The sequence below is a fragment of the Sporosarcina gallistercoris genome (genome assembly GCF_014836415.1).
GTDB lineage: Bacteria > Bacillota > Bacilli > Bacillales_A > Planococcaceae > Sporosarcina > Sporosarcina gallistercoris.
This window is the reverse complement of record NZ_JACSQY010000001.1, coordinates 585,032-602,088: the sequence shown is the minus strand read 5'-3', so window position 1 is coordinate 602,088 and position 17,057 is coordinate 585,032. Positions and strand designations below refer to the sequence as shown.

The following is a 17,057-nucleotide window of genomic DNA, read 5'->3' as shown; positions in this document are numbered from 1 at the left end:
ACTTTTTAAACTATTACTTGGAGGTCATTTTATGCAGAACCAGACAGACAGAGAGCAAGACTGGGTACACATGGTGGATTCGATTGGAAACTTTCTTGCACCGAGTATGGCTAAAGATCACCCGAACTTGCCTGTGACAAAAGCGGAAGGGTGTTATTACTACGGCGTTGATGGGAGAGAATACTTGGATTTCACTTCAGGAATAGCAGTTGAAAATGTAGGGCATCGACATCCGAAAGTTGTGCAAGCCATTAAAGATAGTGCAGATCATTTAATCCACGGACCGTCCGGTGTCATTATCTATGAGTCGATTTTGAGATTGGCTGCAGAGTTGCAAAAAATATTGCCCCCAAAACTTGATAATTTCTTTTTTGCAAACAGCGGCACAGAAGCGATTGAAGGAGCGCTCAAGCTTGCGAAGTATGTAACGAAACGACCTTATGTTGTTTCTTTTACTGGATGTTTTCATGGCCGGTCGATTGGAGCGCTTAGTGTAACAACTTCAAAGAGTAAATACAGGAAGCATCTTCAGCCTTCATGGTTATCCTACCAGCTGCCTTATGCACTCCCTGAATATTTACCTGAAGGAGCGGATCCCGATATCTTTTTTGCTGACAAGCTAGAGCGGGACGTCAAGGAGTTATTCAGCCATCAAGTTGATCCGGAAGAAGTTGCATGTATGATTATTGAACCGATTCTCGGTGAGGGAGGTTATATTATCCCTCCCGCATCCTGGCTTAAGAAAATACGGGAAATCTGTGATCGCCATGGAATTTTACTTATCTTCGATGAAGTCCAAACTGGATTCGGCCGGACGGGGAATTGGTTCGCTGCTCAAACGTTTGGCGTGACACCGGATATCATGGCGGTGGCCAAAGGAATTGGCGCAGGATTACCACTAAGTGCAACGATTGCTTCAAAAGAACTGATGGATCAATGGCCGCTCGGATCACACGGTACAACATTTGGCGGTAATCCAATTGCCTGTTCTGCGGCACTTGCTTCTTTAGAGATTATTAAAGAAGAGCAGTTGCTAAATAACGCACAAGAGATGGGCGCCTATGCAATGGCTAAATTGCTTTCCATGAAGGAAGAGTTCCCTATGATTCGCGATGTACGGGGAGTCGGACTTATGATTGGTATCGAATTAGGTGACCCGATTACAGGAGAAGCCTCTGGGGAAGTAGTGATGGACGTTCTCGATAAGTGTTTGGCTGATGGCGTGCTCTTCTATCTATGCGGAAATTCAGGTGAAGTGATTCGAATGATTCCGCCACTTACGATTTCGAAGGAGCAAATCGATATTGGACTTGACGTGTTGAAAACTGCAATTCAAACTGCATCACACTAAAGGGGGAAAAGCTATGTCCGTTGCGTTTAAAGGGGAGAAGACAAGTTCGAAAAATGCTGTTTGGAAGTTTCTTATTCCATCGCTCATAGGTGTATTACTATTTTTAGTACCAATCAAAGTGAATGGAGAAGTGACAATCGGAGTTGGGGTCCTGGCGTCATTTCTTCTGGAAAGTGCAGGGGACTACATTCCACATTTCATTTTAGTCTTGTTGACTGTTACAGTTGCACTGACGCTAATCACAGTAACTTTCAAGCCGAGAGTGATAATTGATCGCCCTTTCTTGAAAAATATATTCCAAGTCGGTTGGTTCGGAATTACGATGCGCGTCTTCGGTCTGGCAGTCGGAGTGATGACTTTCTTTGAAATCGGGCCGGAATTCATAGCTTCCCGCAATACGGGCGGGGTCGTACTCTTTGACCTAGCGCCTGTTCTGCTTACATGGTTCTTGTTTGCAGGTATTTTACTTCCGCTCTTAGTTGAATTCGGTTTGATGGAATTTGTCGGCGCGCTGTTAAAGAAAGTGATGCGACCGTTATTTACTCTCCCGGGCCGCTCTTCCATTGATACGATGGCTTCATGGATGGGCGCAGGAACTGTTGGTGTGCTAGTGACTATGAAGCAATACGATGAAGGGTACTATACGAAACGGGAAGCTGCTGTCATTGCTACTACGTTTTCAATTGCTTCAGTAGCTTTTTCGCTAGTGGTTGCAAACGTTGCGAAAATCGGGCATTTGTTCGTTCCGTTTTATATTACTGTCTCTATTGCAAGTGTGATTGCGGCAATCATTATGCCCCGAATCCCGCCATTGTCCCGCAAGGCTGACACCTATTACGAGCCAGTCGGTCAACGAATCGATGAAACTCAGCCGGACGGCGTATCCAATCTCCAATGGGGATGGAAGCAAGCGCTGGATAAGGCGAGCACGGCGAAAAGTCCGATTGGCTTGATAAAAGATGGTGTCGAGACCGTGATGGATATATGGTTAGGGCTGATCCCTCTTGTCATGAGTTTGGGTGCACTTGCACTCATCGTTGCAGAGTTTACACCTGTGTTTAACATTATATCGTATCCACTCGTTCCGTTACTTGAACTCATGCAACTGCCACAAGCTGCGGAGGCTGCACCGACGATGTTGGTTGGGTTTGCAGATATGTTCTTACCGGCAGTAATTGGAGGATCGATTGAAGCGGAAATCACCCGGTTCGTTGTGGCGGCGCTCTCATTAACACAGCTAGTATATATGTCTGAAATCGGAATTCTGATTTTGCGATCGAATATACCGGTATCATTCGTGGAATTATTTATCATCTTCATTCAACGGACCATTATTACACTGCCGATTATTGTATTAATTGCCCATCTATTTGTTTTTAACTAAAAAATGAGCTTTATCAGCCCGGTTAGAAGGAGTTGCTGAAGTTGATAAAGCTCTTAACCTTTTAGCAGATGAGGAGGAAAGGAATATGATCACTGCAGCAGATATACAACCAGAATTCGAAAGTTTGTTAGAAAGAAAAGCATTCGAAAAAATCAGGAGTGAAGCCTTCGACTATATTGCAAGAGGTGCGGGCAGCGAAGCGACGATGCAAGAGAATCTGCTTGCTTTTTCGAAATGGAAGATTCGTCCTCGCGTCTTGCGGAATGTTGCTGAAATCGATATGTCTAGCACATTGTTCGATCAAAAGCTCTCTATGCCGGTCTTATTTGCACCGATTGGGGTTCAACGGATTGCTCATCCAGAGGGCGAACTTGCCTCAGCTAGAGCCGCTAAAGAACTCAATGTCCCATTGGTTGTGAGCAGTGCTGCCTCCTATTCGATGGAAGATATCGCGAATGAGTTAGGAGGTTGTTCACGGTGGTTTCAATTATATTGTTCATCTGAAGAAATTGTAACAAGGAGCCTGGTGCAACGTGCTGAAGCGAATGGTTATTCAGCAATCGTCATCACAGTAGATACCCCGGTATTAGGAATCAGGGAATCTGATGCGCGCAATCAGTATTCTCCACTAGAAGAAGGGGACGGGTGTGGGAATTACCTAAACGATCCAGCATTTTTATCATTACTCGATCTTTCCCCTGAAGAAGATATGAAAGCGGCATTACAAAAACAAATAGACATCATCGACCAGCCAGGACTCGATTGGGATGAACTGAAAAAAATACGTGAGTTGACGAGTTTACCTATATTATTGAAAGGGGTCTTGCATCCCGAAGATGCGAAGTTAGCACTCGAGAACAATGTCGATGGTATCATCGTTTCCAATCACGGCGGAAGACAGTTGGATCACTGCATTGCTTCATTAGATGCTTTACCGGATATTAAAAATATCGTTCAAGATCGTATACCTATTTTACTGGATAGTGGCATCAGATCGGGTGTCGATGTATTTAAAGCACTCGCACTTGGTGCAGATGCGGTATTGCTAGGAAGACCCCTCGTTTATGGCCTAGCTATAAATGGGGAAGTCGGAGTAATGCAAGTAGTTCATAAGATTCTTCACGAACTTGAAATCACCATGGCGTTAGCGGGTGTTCGTAGTATTAAAGAAATCAATTCAGATTTGCTTTTTAAAGGGTGAATATGAATTACTTGATAGTCAAATAATGAAAGGTCCAAGATGCAATCGAGACGCAAATTGTAACAGTAACAGTCTCACTTATAATTGCTGAATATAAAAAGCAGCCTCAAGAGTCATTGGATGACCTTGAGGCTGCTTCGTGTTTTGTACCATCTTATTTCACATATATCCCCACTGCATCGCGAACAAGGTCCCGAAAATCGTGACAAGTCCTACGAATAAGGCATACAGGATATTCAAATACAAGGTCTTGCTCTCTGCGTTTTCCTTCACGTGCATGAATAGGAAAAGCTGCAGACCCGCTTGTACCAAAGCAGTGACGACTAGAATCGTCATACCGGCAACAAATGATAAGTCAAAAAGGACCGCAACGAGCGCTACTAGCGAGAGTAACAGGGAGAACAAGAATCCCATGACGTGCTGAGCTGGGAAAAGTTGTTTCATCTTACATCAATCCTTTCAAGTAGACGAAGCTGAAGATGAAAATCCAAACCACGTCAAGAAAGTGCCAATACAATGAGAAGATGAACGACTTATTCGCAGTTTCCGGTGTGAAGCCACGCTTTTTGATTTGTACTAAAATCGCGCCGCCCCAGAACAGACCGAATGTAACGTGCAATCCGTGAGTACCTAGAAGTGTGAAGAGGGCAGATAGGAATCCGCTCGTCTGAATGGTTGCTCCTTCGCCAACATACGTGACGAATTCATAAACTTCTACACCGAGGAATGCAGCACCAAGCGCTAGCGTAATACCGAAGAACGTCATCATCGGTTTCTTCAAACCAAGACGCATTGCGTGAATTCCTAACCCGATCGTGAAACTGCTTGACAATAAGAGGATAGTTTCGATCATGACCGGTGTCAGATGGAAGAGATCCGAAGCAGTGGGTCCCACTTTTGTATTGTTTTGCAGTGTGAAGTACACGGCAAACAAAGTGGAGAAGAGGGCGATTTCCGCCCCCAAGAAGATCCAGAATCCAAGGATCTTCATCTTGTTTTCATCTGTACTATATTCCATAGGTACTGAGTGATCAATTTTCATGCTGTTCACCTCGCAATGCATTTTCTGTTCTCTCTATTTCTTCCACAGAAATGTAGTGACCATGATCTTTCTCGAATGTGCGGTAAGCCAACGTACCTAAAATCACTACTCCGAAGACGATAGCCGGAATCCACCAACTGAATACCATGAAGAAGCCCCAGAAGAAGAATGCAGCTCCCATAATTACTGGTACACCGCTGTTATTCGGCATGTGGATCGGTTCATACTTACCAGACGTTAGCGGCTTTCCTTCTTTCTTGGAGAACCAGTGAGCGTCCAAACGATCCACAGTAGGGATTAACGCAAAGTTGTACTCAGGTACTGGACTGTGAGTGCTCCATTCAAGTGAACGTGCATCCCAAGGATCGCCATTTGTATCGCGTGGGCTGTAACGCACGCTGTAGTAAATGTTGTAGACGAGAATGATGAACCCGACTGTCAGGCCGAGTGCACCTACCATGGACAACATGTTAAGCGCTCCGTATCCTGTACTTTCCGAATACGTATACATACGTCGTGTCATTCCGTTCAGTCCAAGAATGAATAGAGGGAAGAACGTGACGTTAAAGCTGACTGCAATAAACCAGAATGCCCATTTTCCCAGTCTTTCGTTCAGACGGAAACCGAACACTTTCGGGAACCAGAAATGGAACCCTGCTATGACCGCAAACACCGTACCTGGAATCAGTACATAGTGGAAGTGGGCAACTAAGAACATCGTATTGTGATATTGGTAATCAGCACTTGCCATTGCAAGCATGACACCTGTCACACCGCCGATTGTGAAGATCGGAATGAATGCCAGGGCATACATCATCGGCGTCGTAAAGCTGATTTTCCCCTTACGCAAGGTGAACAGCCAGTTGAATATTTTCACACCGGTTGGAATCGCGATGGCCATAGTGGTAATCGAGAAGACACTGTTGACCATGACTCCATGTCCCATTGTATAGAAGTGGTGAACCCATACAACGAACGAAAGAAGTGAAATCGCGACCATACTGACGACCATGGATTTATAGCCATACAGGTTTTTCCGGGCGAAAGCAGAAATGATTTCGCTGTATATCCCGAAGGCAGGCAAGATCACGATATATACTTCAGGGTGACCCCAAACCCAGAACAGGTTCGCCCAAAGCATGTCCATCCCGCCATTTTGCATGGCAAAGAATTGAGTGCCGAATTGCCGATCAAGTGTCATCAATGCAAGAGCCACTGTCAATACAGGGAATGCAAACACGATAATGACGTTAGTGATCAAGACAGACCAAGTGAACATTGGCATTTTCATAAGTGTCATGCCAGGTGCGCGCATTTTAAGAATCGTCACTAAGAAGTTGATCCCCGTCAACAAAGTACCGATCCCGGCAATTTGGAGAGCGATAGCATAATAGTTATTCCCGACAGTTGGACTGAACTCAAGACTCGCAAGCGGGAAGTAGGCAGACCATCCTGCATCCGGTGAACCACCGATGACGAATGAGATATTGAACAGCATCGCACCAGCGAAAAATAACCAGAAGCTGACTGCGTTCAAACGAGGGAATGCAACATCGCGTGCCCCGATTTGGAGTGGAATCACGACGTTCATTAACCCGATAATGAATGGCATTGCCATAAACAGGATCATAATGACCCCGTGCGTTGTAAAAATTTCATTGTAATGCTGGCCGTCCAGCAATCCATTATCAGGAATCGCTGTCTGAGCACGCATCAGGAGTGCATCGACGCCTCCGCGGAAGAGCATGAGGAGTGCAGCAAGAATGTACATGACTCCGATTTTCTTATGGTCAACCGTAGTTAACCAATTCGTCCAAAGCCAGTTCCATTTTTTAAAGTATGTGAGCGCAATCGGAATTGCGAGAGATACGACAACAATGCTTGCCATCGCTGCGTAGATCATCGGTTCCCCGGTTACGAAAAATTCGTCCCATTTCATATCGTTGAACTCCTTTCGTTTGTTAAGTACGTGGATGGAAGGCTAGTTTTGCTAGACAAGCACTTAGTGCGCATCATGATCCATATCCATATCCATATCTTCGTGTCCTTCATGCTGATCTTCTGTTTCAGTAGAGCCACCGTGATGATGTCCGCTGTTCTCCCCTTCAGGAGCAGGTTTGAACTCAAGGTGGTTAGAAGAATAGGTTTTACGGCCGACGTGTTCAGCTTTTAATAGATCGTTAAACTCGTCTTCGGTAAGTTTAGGAGCTGTTGCTTTCACGTCATCTATCCATTCCTTATAATCAGCGTCTGATAGCGATTGAGCTTCGAATTCCATTTTGGCAAATCCTTCACCACTGAAGTTCGAGTTTTTACCCATGAACGAACCGGGGACGTCAGCAGACATATGGATGGTTGTAACCATGTCACTCATCGCATACTTTTGGCCGGCTAACTGTGGAATCCAGAAACTTGTAATCGGACCATAAGAATAAAGTCTGAATTCAATCGGACGGTTTGCTGGGAAGTTTACGTAGTTCACCGTTTCGATTCCTTCTTCAGGGTAACTGAAATGCCATTTCCAGTTGGAAGAAGAAGCGTAAATTACGATAGGTTGTTCATCTGCGTAGGCGACAGATTTTTGTTCCACTTTACTCGTTGAAGACACAGTAACAACAGATAGGACAATTACGATGATAACCGGTATTGTTGTCCAAATAATTTCTAACCATTTGTTGCCTTCTTCGTGAGGCGGTTCGTAATCTTCGTCCAGTTTTGAAGCACGGTACTTCACTAATACAACTGTATATAGCACATAAACGACGAAAAGGATGCCTGCCATTATCGCGATAGAGAACAGGATAGTATCCGACAAAGTCTTAGCTTGCGGACCTTTTGGATCGAATATGAGCAGTGGGTTGTCACAACCGGCAAGGAAAACAGCTGTAAGAGAAAATAGCATTAGGGCTATCCACTTTTTCTTCATGATAGAACTCCTCTCAAGGGTGAAATGGTAACAGTGACAGTCGTTTTATTTAGCCGTTAAAATATATTCTAATAATTATAAACGGTCTGTATTTTTCAAGAAAATGTAAACGACTGCCTTGCGAACTTTATAATAGTACCGGGGAACGAAGAATACAATGCTCAAGTGAGTATTTCACAAAAGGTTCTTATCTGTTCGGATTCATGAGCGAACAACTTGCGTCACCCATTTAATGGGTGTAAAATGAATACTAATTTGCTTGATAAAGTTATTTGAAATATAGAGTTTTTTAGTTAAATCGGAGAGTTGTGAGGATTACAGAAGTGACAAAGAGGTCCATTTTTAGGCGAACAAAAACAGCTTTTCTTTTTCGGGTTCTGAAAAAGAAAAGCTGTTCTATGTACCGCTGTCATTTTGAAAAGATCGATGGGTAAGCTGCGTCTTCAAAATCAGTTGACAACCTCTTGAGTAATTTCTTCGTCCTTAAAATATAGGAAGTGTTCTTCATCTAATTCTCTCATCCGCTCTTTGTTCAATCCTGCTGCCAAATTACCTTCGAAAATTGTTTCCCACCAAGTATCAGTTGCTGTCATGATAATTCCTCCCTTAAAGAATGTGGTTGCTTGCTTGTTGTACATTCTTTACCCTGCCTTTGTTTGTCTTAAAACATCGTTATGAAAAAAGACTCCGATAGTCCTGACAAGATCTCCCGGTTATGCAGCACTACCTGATGAAGTTAGTATATGTTTCGACAGCAGTTGCTAACCTGCGTATTTTGTCGGAATTATTGTCACGGAAAACAGATCCTTTTGAATGATTGACTTCCAAACGAAGTTTTGATAATAAGCAGTTTGGATTTTTGCGAATTAATCGATTGGCCGTTAAGATAGATGAAACAGCCTAAGAGGAGGAACGCGCATGAACTTTACACCTAAAGACGTAGAAGCAATGATCGAACGACAACATGATTTTTACTTTTCGGGAGCAACGCGTTCTGTTGAATTCAGAAAAGAAATGCTGAATCGCTTGAAAGAAGCGATTCAAAACCATGAACAAGAAATCGAGGAAGCTCTCTACCGGGACTTACGGAAAAATCCTTTCGAGTCGTATGTCACTGAAATCGGCTTTGTTCTTTCTAGCATCGGTCATATGTTAAAACATTTAGATGAATGGATGGAGCCGGTAATAGCGAAAACTCCACTCTATTTACAGCCAGGCAAAAGCTATGTCATCCGAGAGCCGTATGGATCGGTTTTAGTGATTGGGCCGTTCAATTATCCATTTCAACTAGTCATGGAACCGATTGTTGGAGCGATTGCTGCAGGAAACTGCATAGTAGCAAAGCCATCAGAAGCCGCCCCGAACACCGCTGCTGTTGTCAGGAGAATTTTAGAAGAGCAATTTCCTCCTGATTATGTGCGTGTTGTAGAAGGGGCGAAAGAAGAGACCTCAGCTTTAATACATGCGCCATTTGATTCGATTTTCTTTACGGGCAGTGTAGCAGTGGGGAAAATTGTCATGAAAGCGGCATCGGAACGGCTAACGCCTGTCACACTTGAACTAGGTGGTAAGAGTCCTGCAATTGTAGATCAGACGGCCAATTTGAAAATTGCTGCTGAACGGATTGTATGGGGGAAGTTCTCGAATGCAGGTCAAACGTGTGTCGCACCGGATTATGTAGTCGCACACAGAACCATTCAGGAACCACTTTTAAAAGAGATTAAAAAAGCGATCCGACGTTTTTATGGAAAAGACCCATCCACGAGCAAAGATTATGGCCGGATTATCAACGAAAAACAATTCGATCGTCTGCAAGCGATTCTCGAAAAGGAGCAACGCGCTGTAACTGCAGGAGGAAATACCAACAAAGCTGATTTATATATTGAACCGACTGTATTAGACGGAATTCGTTTTGACAGTCCTTCAATGGAAGATGAATTATTCGGACCGATTCTGCCTATCTTGGAATACGAAAACTTGGGAGCTCTCTTACATCAAATACGTAAAATGCCGAAACCGCTTGCTGGATATATGTTCACTGAAAATGAGGAAGCAGCTGGATATTTCACTGAACAGCTTCCGTTTGGTGGCGGGTGTATCAATGATACGATCTCCCATGTCGGCAACATACACTTGCCGTTTGGTGGGGTGGGATCCTCTGGACTAGGGAACTATCATGGGAAAGCAAGCTTTGATGTGTTCTCTCATGAAAAAGCGATGATGAATCGCAGTACGGCAATTCCAATGAGGGCTGCATTCCCTCCGTATGGCAATAAGCTTAAATTCATCAAACCGCTGATTCGTTAAGATCAGCGGTTTTTCTTTTGATTCGTTAATTCAGCCATGACGTAGCCCTTAAAAAAAAGTATAATGAATGTACTGCCTGAAAAACAGCAGTAGGTTGAACGGTAAGTTGAAACCGCTGCAAGGTACGGCTGAACGGAGGAGTACAATGAATACGAAACAGTTATTGGCGATTTTGCCAGTTAAACATGTGGTAGGCGAACTACCTGAAAACGTAACGGATTTGACGTCGGACTCACGTGCGATCAGCGCAGGAGGACTTTTTGTCTGTATCGAAGGATATACTGTAGATGGGCATAAATATGTCACATCCGCAGTAGAATCCGGTGCTCGCGTCATCATTGCATCTAAACCTATCGATGTGGATTTGGAAAAAGTGGCCGTTGTCTACGTCGATAGCACATCAAGAGCGATCAGGTTGCTTGCTGCTGCCTGGTGTGGATATCCTTCCAAACGGATGAAGATGATTGGTGTCACAGGGACGAATGGGAAAACGAGTGTCAGTAATGTCATTCACGGAATCTTGATGGGAGCAGGGGAACGTTCGGCTGTTTCCGGTACGATCGGATTCAACTTGGATGGCGTATTGTATGAAACTGAAAATACGACTCCAGACGTGTTGACCACCCAAAAAATGATTGCCCGTGCAGCAGAAGAAGGATGCGAGACGATGACGATGGAAGTTTCTTCCCACGGCCTCATCGAAGGACGGTTAGCCGGAACGGAATTCGACATTGCGATCTTCACGAACTTGACCCACGATCACTTGGATTTCCATGGCACGATGGAGAACTATGGAAATGCAAAAGGGCTGCTTTTTGCCCAGCTTGGACAAGACTTGCAACAACAGAAAGTAGCTGTGCTGAACGCAGATGATCCGTGGCACACTAAAATGAAAGAGATGACGTCTTATCCTGTCCTAACTTATGGAATCCATACAGAGGCGATGTTTACAGCAGTAAATATCGATCTCAGAACGGATGGCACCTCATTTACGCTTCGCTCTCCTATAGGGGAATGGGATGTGGAAATGCGAATGATCGGTGAGTTCAGTGTCTCCAATGCACTGGCTGCCATTACTGCACTTTATGCTAAAGGTCTGGCAATCCCTGATATCTTAGCGCCACTCCGTTATCTTGCGCCTATTAAAGGTCGGATGGAACGAGTGGAAACGGAATTACCGTTAACAATCTACGTAGACTATGCCCATTCTGCAGATGCGATTGAGAAAGCGATTGGTGCTGTTCTTCCATATAAATCAGCAGAGTCGAAGCTTATCTTTGTTATCGGTACAGGCGGGAACAGGGATCGGAAGAAACGACCTGTGATGGCTGAAAAAGCATCCGCTGCCGATTACGTGATCTTAACGACAGACGACCCGCGGGATGAGCCGTACGACTCGATCACATCTGAACTTGCAGCAGGTATGACCCATAAACAGTTTGCATGTATCGGGGACCGGGAGGCAGCTGTTAGACACGCAATCGAAGTTGCGGACGAAGGGGATATCATCATCTTTGCAGGTAAAGGGCATGAAGATTTTCAAATTATCGGCTCCACAAAATATCCGCATTCAGATGCTTCGATTGCATTAGAGGAAGCGGAAAAGAAGTTTGGTAAAGGCTTGATCGGCAACTGAATGCCGGCTCGTATTAAGAAGGAGAATAAGGAAATGACTAAAAACATGCAAGAGGAAATTGCTTCACGACGAACATTCGCCATCATTTCTCACCCGGATGCCGGGAAGACAACAATGACAGAAAAACTGCTCTATTTCGGTGGAGCTATCCGTGATGCCGGAACAGTTAAAGGGAAGAAAAGCGGGAAATACGCCACTTCCGACTGGATGGAGATCGAAAAACAAAGGGGTATCTCGGTCACATCATCTGTTTTGCAGTTCGATTACGACGGAAAACGGGTTAATATTCTAGATACACCTGGACACGAAGACTTCAGTGAAGACACGTATCGTACGCTGATGGCAGTCGATGCAGCAGTCATGATGGTCGACTCTGCAAAAGGGATCGAGCCTCAAACCATCAAGCTCTTCAAAGTTTGCCGCATGCGCGGTATCCCTATTTTTACATTCATGAACAAAATGGATCGACAAGGTAAAGAGCCACTTGAGTTAATGGAAGAACTTGAAGAAGTACTTGGCATCCAATCCTATGCAATGAACTGGCCGATCGGTATGGGGAAAGAATTCATGGGAATCTACGATCGCTACAACAATCGCATCGAACAAGCGAGAGTTGAAGGGGAAGATAAGTTTCTTGAGCTGGACGACAATGGTGAATTGGCGAAGCCTCATCCAATGATGGAAACGTCTTATTACAAACAGGCTGTGGAAGATGCGCTACTATTAAAAGAAGCCGGAAATTCATTTGACGAAGACCGCATTGCCAAGGGAGAACTGACTCCTGTATTCTTCGGCAGTGCTTTGACAAACTTTGGCGTTCAAACATTTTTAGAGACATTTTTGAACTTTGCTCCCTCCCCGCAACCACGGATTACAGAGAACGAACAGTATGTGGATCCGATGATGGAGGAATTCTCAGGCTTCATCTTCAAGATTCAAGCGAATATGAACCCTGCACATCGGGATCGTATCGCATTCGTCCGAATTGTGTCCGGGTCATTTGAAAGAGGGATGACTGTTAACATTCCCCGGATCGGAAAAACGGTTAAGCTATCTCAGACGACACAGTTCCTTGCAGATGATCGTGAAACGGTAAATGATGCAGTAGCAGGAGATATTATCGGCTTGTACGATACAGGGAACTATCAAATCGGTGATACTGTCGTTGGTGGCAAGTCCACCTACAAATTCGAAGCTCTACCGCAGTTCAATCCGGAGTTATTCGTTAAAGTCACTGCGAAGAACGTCATGAAGTCGAAACACTTCCATAAGGGTATCTTGCAGTTGGTCCAAGAAGGGGCTATTCAATACTACAAAACACTGCATACCGAGGAAGTCATACTGGGTGCAGTAGGTCAGCTACAATTTGAAGTATTCGAGCACCGGATGAAAAACGAGTACAATGTCGAAGTCCAGATGGAACATATCGGTTCAAAAGTCGCGCGCTGGATCGAGAACGAAGCTGATGTAAAAGAATCGATGACAGGACCGCGTTCGATGCTCGTGAAAGACCGTTTTGATAATTTTGTATTCCTTTTCGAAAACGACTTCGCAATGCGATGGTTCGGCGACAAATTCCCGGATATCCGTTTGTATAGTTTGTTATAAGAAGAAAAATCACTTCGAAACCCGTTACATATTTGTGTACGGGTTTTTTTACTATCTCAAAATTTTCAAACGTTCTGTTTGAACTCAAGCGTTGCATTGCATATGATGAAAGTACTGTAATTTAGACAAAAGGGGACGCGCACATGAAAATTAGCGATTTTTCGATTAAACGCCCAGTATTCACCATCGTCACGATGTTTTTAATCATCATACTTGGAGCCGTATCTTTTTTTAAGATACCTGTAACGCTCATTCCGGACTTGAATCCTCCAGTAGCGGTAGTAGTAGCGAATTATGGAGGCGCTTCTCCGACGGAAGTCAGTGAAAAACTGACAAAGCCATTGGAAGAAAGCTTATCCACAGCCCCCGGACTGAAGTCTTTGCAATCGACTTCCCAAGAGGGCGCGACACTTGTTTTTATGATGTTTGACTGGTCTGCTGATATCGATGATGTCCAGCTCGACATCTTACAGCGGATTGATCAGGTACCTGTACCTGAAGGAGCGGACAAGCCCCGCTTCATGAAGTTTGACCCATCGCAATTCCCTGTTATCCAACTCTCTCTTAAAACGGCTTCTGAAGATAGCGATATCCGGAAGATTGCAGAAGAATTGGAAACTGAATTGCACCAGACAGAAGGCGTTGCCAGTGTAAGTGTTTCCGGTAAACTAGTTGAAGAGATTCAAATCGTTTTAGACGAAAGTAAGCTGGAAAAGAACGGACTGACTCAAGCGGACGTATTACAAGCCGTCCAAGCTTCGAATGTAACGATGCCAGGTGAGCCCGTGAGTGCATCAGGTGGCAAACAGCTGACAACGAGAATTATCAGCACGCTCAATTCAGCGGATGACGTGAAAAACGTCATTATCGGTCCGAATCCTGTGACTGGTAAACGGTTGTTTGTAAAAGACGTTGCGAAGGTCAGCCTCGCAGAAGCCGATAGTGGCACGCTCACTCGTGCAAATGACCAACAAGCCGTACTACTCTCTGTCCTTCAGGAGTCAGGTGCGAATACCGCTGAAGTATCCAAGTCTTTTAAACAATCTTTAGATCGTCTATTGGACGAGGAACAATTTAAGGGTGTAGATGCAGACATATTGTTCGACCAAGGCGATTACGTAAAATTGGCCATCAATAACATTGGTCAATCGCTCATTCTTGGCGGTATCTTCGCCATGATCGTATTGTTCTTCTTCCTTAAAGGAATTAGAAGTCCGATCATAATAGGTGTTGCCATTCCATATTCAGTGATTGTCACATTTGTTCTCATGTTCTTTGCCGATTTCTCCCTCAATATCATGACGTTAGGTGCTCTGGCACTTGGAATAGGAATGCTTGTTGATAATGCGATTGTCGTCATTGAAAACATTGAACGGCACCTTGCTATGGGGAAAGACCGGAAAGTTGCAGCTAGCGAGGGTGCAAAAGAAGTCAGTGGAGCCATCATTGCATCCACGTTGACAACGCTCGCCGTCTTTGTTCCTGTTATTTTCATCTCCGGGTTGATCGGCCAAATCTTTACTCAATTTGCGTTGACCATCTCGTTCAGCTTATTTGCTTCGCTAGTAGTTGCATTAACGGTGGTGCCGATGATGGCGAGCCGGATGCTCCGTAAACCTCGCCGCAATGTAGAAGCCCGTCGTCGTCGCTCGAAAACACTCAATACATTTGAAAAGTCGATAAAATGGTCATTGGCACATAGATTCCTCATTCTCGCCATGACAGTAGTGCTGCTTGGTGCCAGCGCATTTGGATTGTTCAAGGTCGGAACGGAATTTTTACCATCTACAGATGAAGGTTTCTTCAGCATCAACGTAGAGCTTCCGAATGGTTCTTCACTCGAAACGACAAATGCTGCTGTGAAAAAGGTTGAAGATGTGTTGAAAGACCAAGAAGATGTAGAAGTTTACGTCAGTCTCGTTGGAGGAACCCAACAGTCCATGGCTCAAGGGGGATCTCAAGCGGATACAGCGGAGATGTATGTGAAGCTGAAACCATTGGATGATCGAAATCGTTCTGTGTTCGACTTCATGGACGATGTGAAACCGAAAGTGAACAAAGCGATTGGGGATACTGCGGAAGTCAGCTTCAATGTACAAGCTGCTGCAGGTTCAAGTCCTAATACGCTATCGTTTTCAATAGAGGACACAAACGAATCACGTCTAAATGAAGCGACAGAAAAAATAGATGAGGCACTTGGAAAGTTGGATGGGGTTACTGAAGTATCCAACAACCTCATGGATACGGTCGAAGAAGTCCAAGTAACCGTCGACCAAAAACTAGCTGCTGATTTCGGATTAGCCCCTTATCAAATAGCACAAACAATTACTGATGTTACACGAGGCACATTTGCAACTCAGATTGTCGATGAAAATGATCAAGTGTTAACAGTGAACGTCCAGTACGACAAAAAGTTCTATGAAGACACCGGTGCTCTAAGGAAGATTAAGCTCCGTACGCCAACAGGACAATTTGTTAAACTCGGGCAGATAGCGAAAATCGATATTGCTGAAGGGCCAGTTGCTATTCAACGTGTCGACCAGGCGCACTCCGTTTCCTATGATGTGAAGTATGAAAATGATAGATCCCTTGGCGAAATGACGACATCCGTAAACGACACCATTGATGGACTCAAGTTGCCGGATGATGTAAAGATGTCCTATAGTGGGGATCGTGAACTGTTTGAGAGCGCAGCGAACGATATGCTGCTAGCACTCATACTTGCAGTCGTTCTCGTTTATATTGTAATGGCGGCACAGTTCGAGTCATTTAAATACCCATTTGTTATTATGTTCTCGGTTCCATTGATGATCATTGGTGTTGCAATTGGTTTGTTCGCAACAAGTACACCGATCAGTGTTACATCGATCATCGGAATTCTCGTATTAGTAGGGATTGTGGTGAACAATGGAATTGTCCTCGTTGATTATATTAATCAGCAAAAGGAAAAAGGGATGGGCTCGTATGACGCGATTGTCATATCCGTGAAAAACCGGGTGCGTCCAATCCTTATGACCGCACTTACAACAATTCTGGGCTTGCTGCCACTTGCTCTAGGTATCGGGGAAGGTACGGAAATCAACCAACCAATGGGGATTGCCGTAATTGGCGGACTGATCAGCTCAACATTCTTGACTCTCTTCATCGTTCCTATTATTTATAGCTTGTTCGATAAAGAAACAAGAAGGCGAGCACGACCAAAAAATACTATGGATAACTAATTCTACCCATATTCAATACTTACAAAGCAGAGGGACGACCCCTCTGCTTTTTTGCAGGTTCCGTTTAGGACAATCATTCATAGTACGCACTGCTTTTTCATATAGTGTAAGTATCTGCAAAGGAATGTTTGAGATGAAAAAGACAGCGGCTGCTACATGGGATTCTCCTGAATGGTTTGGAATGTGACGAAACTGAAACATCCGGATGGAACTTATTAAAATAATTGGATGTTTAGTTTACAGAACAGCTGTTGATTAGTATAATAAAGGGAGAAAAGTACCCAACAACTGAATGTCTTTGACGTTTGTCAAAGGGGAGTAGCTATAGGGAAACCTATTTCATAGTCGTCAATACATGGTGATACAGCGCCATCGGTTATG

Annotated in this window: 12 protein-coding genes; 7 read left to right on the top strand and 5 right to left on the bottom strand. The window is 44.3% G+C overall.

All coding sequences use genetic code 11. The annotated features are described in order from the left end of the window. Window positions 1-31: 31 nt before the first annotated feature. The 3 genes from H9659_RS03035 to H9659_RS03025 all read left to right on the top strand — a co-directional run bounded on the left by H9659_RS03035 (window position 32) and on the right by H9659_RS03025 (window position 3,936). Window positions 32-1,351: an aspartate aminotransferase family protein gene (locus tag H9659_RS03035; RefSeq protein ID WP_191688460.1), complete on the top strand. Its 1,320-nt coding sequence runs from the start codon at window positions 32-34 to the stop codon at window positions 1,349-1,351. Window positions 1,352-1,364: 13 nt separating this feature from the next. Further along, window positions 1,365-2,735 carry a YjiH family protein gene (locus H9659_RS03030; RefSeq protein WP_191688459.1) on the top strand — a complete coding sequence of 457 codons (1,371 nt, stop codon included), beginning with the start codon at window positions 1,365-1,367 and terminating at the stop codon, window positions 2,733-2,735. 85 nt (window positions 2,736-2,820) lie between these two features. After that, on the top strand, window positions 2,821-3,936 hold the full coding sequence (locus tag H9659_RS03025) for an alpha-hydroxy-acid oxidizing protein (protein ID WP_191688458.1): 1,116 nt from the start codon (window positions 2,821-2,823) through the stop codon (window positions 3,934-3,936). A 159-nt stretch (window positions 3,937-4,095) separates the two neighbouring features. On the opposite strand, the gene qoxD is transcribed toward H9659_RS03025, so the two are convergent. The 5 genes from qoxD to H9659_RS03000 form a co-directional block, all read right to left on the bottom strand. Then, window positions 4,096-4,380 (bottom strand): cytochrome aa3 quinol oxidase subunit IV, encoded by a 285-nt coding sequence (qoxD, locus tag H9659_RS03020; protein WP_191688457.1) that lies wholly within the window; start codon window positions 4,378-4,380, stop codon window positions 4,096-4,098. A 1-nt stretch (window position 4,381) separates the two neighbouring features. Then, window positions 4,382-4,978, bottom strand: coding sequence for a cytochrome aa3 quinol oxidase subunit III (gene qoxC / locus H9659_RS03015; RefSeq protein ID WP_191688456.1), 597 nt, complete (start codon window positions 4,976-4,978; stop codon window positions 4,382-4,384). After that, entirely contained in the window at window positions 4,968-6,917 is a 1,950-nt protein-coding gene (gene qoxB / locus H9659_RS03010) for a cytochrome aa3 quinol oxidase subunit I (protein WP_191688455.1), read from the bottom strand. Before qoxB ends, qoxC begins: the two co-directional genes overlap by 11 nt. A gap of 63 nt (window positions 6,918-6,980) precedes the next feature. Beyond that, window positions 6,981-7,904, bottom strand: a complete 924-nt coding sequence (qoxA, locus tag H9659_RS03005) for a cytochrome aa3 quinol oxidase subunit II (protein WP_191688454.1) — start codon at window positions 7,902-7,904, stop codon at window positions 6,981-6,983. 449 nt (window positions 7,905-8,353) lie between these two features. Next, window positions 8,354-8,497, bottom strand: coding sequence for a hypothetical protein (locus tag H9659_RS03000; protein WP_191688453.1), 144 nt, complete (start codon window positions 8,495-8,497; stop codon window positions 8,354-8,356). Window positions 8,498-8,822: 325 nt separating this feature from the next. Here H9659_RS03000 and H9659_RS02995 point away from each other — a divergent pair, with 325 nt between their 5' ends. From H9659_RS02995 to H9659_RS02980, 4 genes are all read left to right on the top strand, one after another. After that, window positions 8,823-10,211 (top strand): aldehyde dehydrogenase, encoded by a 1,389-nt coding sequence (locus H9659_RS02995; RefSeq protein ID WP_191688452.1) that lies wholly within the window; start codon window positions 8,823-8,825, stop codon window positions 10,209-10,211. A 145-nt stretch (window positions 10,212-10,356) separates the two neighbouring features. Then, window positions 10,357-11,847: a UDP-N-acetylmuramoyl-L-alanyl-D-glutamate--2,6-diaminopimelate ligase gene (locus H9659_RS02990; protein WP_191688451.1), complete on the top strand. Its 1,491-nt coding sequence runs from the start codon at window positions 10,357-10,359 to the stop codon at window positions 11,845-11,847. 33 nt (window positions 11,848-11,880) lie between these two features. Next, window positions 11,881-13,455 (top strand): peptide chain release factor 3, encoded by a 1,575-nt coding sequence (locus H9659_RS02985; protein ID WP_191688450.1) that lies wholly within the window; start codon window positions 11,881-11,883, stop codon window positions 13,453-13,455. Between the two features lie 143 nt (window positions 13,456-13,598). After that, window positions 13,599-16,676: an efflux RND transporter permease subunit gene (locus H9659_RS02980; RefSeq protein ID WP_191688449.1), complete on the top strand. Its 3,078-nt coding sequence runs from the start codon at window positions 13,599-13,601 to the stop codon at window positions 16,674-16,676. Window positions 16,677-17,057: the final 381 nt, after the last annotated feature.

Coding starts and splice junctions, on each gene's coding strand:
- H9659_RS03035 (WP_191688460.1), top strand. CDS start 32: ATGCAGAACCAGACAGACAGAGAGCAAGACTGGGTACACATGGTGGAT.
- H9659_RS03030 (WP_191688459.1), top strand. CDS start 1,365: ATGTCCGTTGCGTTTAAAGGGGAGAAGACAAGTTCGAAAAATGCTGTT.
- H9659_RS03025 (WP_191688458.1), top strand. CDS start 2,821: ATGATCACTGCAGCAGATATACAACCAGAATTCGAAAGTTTGTTAGAA.
- qoxD (WP_191688457.1), bottom strand. CDS start 4,380: ATGAAACAACTTTTCCCAGCTCAGCACGTCATGGGATTCTTGTTCTCC.
- qoxC (WP_191688456.1), bottom strand. CDS start 4,978: ATGAAAATTGATCACTCAGTACCTATGGAATATAGTACAGATGAAAAC.
- qoxB (WP_191688455.1), bottom strand. CDS start 6,917: ATGAAATGGGACGAATTTTTCGTAACCGGGGAACCGATGATCTACGCA.
- qoxA (WP_191688454.1), bottom strand. CDS start 7,904: ATGAAGAAAAAGTGGATAGCCCTAATGCTATTTTCTCTTACAGCTGTT.
- H9659_RS03000 (WP_191688453.1), bottom strand. CDS start 8,497: ATGACAGCAACTGATACTTGGTGGGAAACAATTTTCGAAGGTAATTTG.
- H9659_RS02995 (WP_191688452.1), top strand. CDS start 8,823: ATGAACTTTACACCTAAAGACGTAGAAGCAATGATCGAACGACAACAT.
- H9659_RS02990 (WP_191688451.1), top strand. CDS start 10,357: ATGAATACGAAACAGTTATTGGCGATTTTGCCAGTTAAACATGTGGTA.
- H9659_RS02985 (WP_191688450.1), top strand. CDS start 11,881: ATGACTAAAAACATGCAAGAGGAAATTGCTTCACGACGAACATTCGCC.
- H9659_RS02980 (WP_191688449.1), top strand. CDS start 13,599: ATGAAAATTAGCGATTTTTCGATTAAACGCCCAGTATTCACCATCGTC.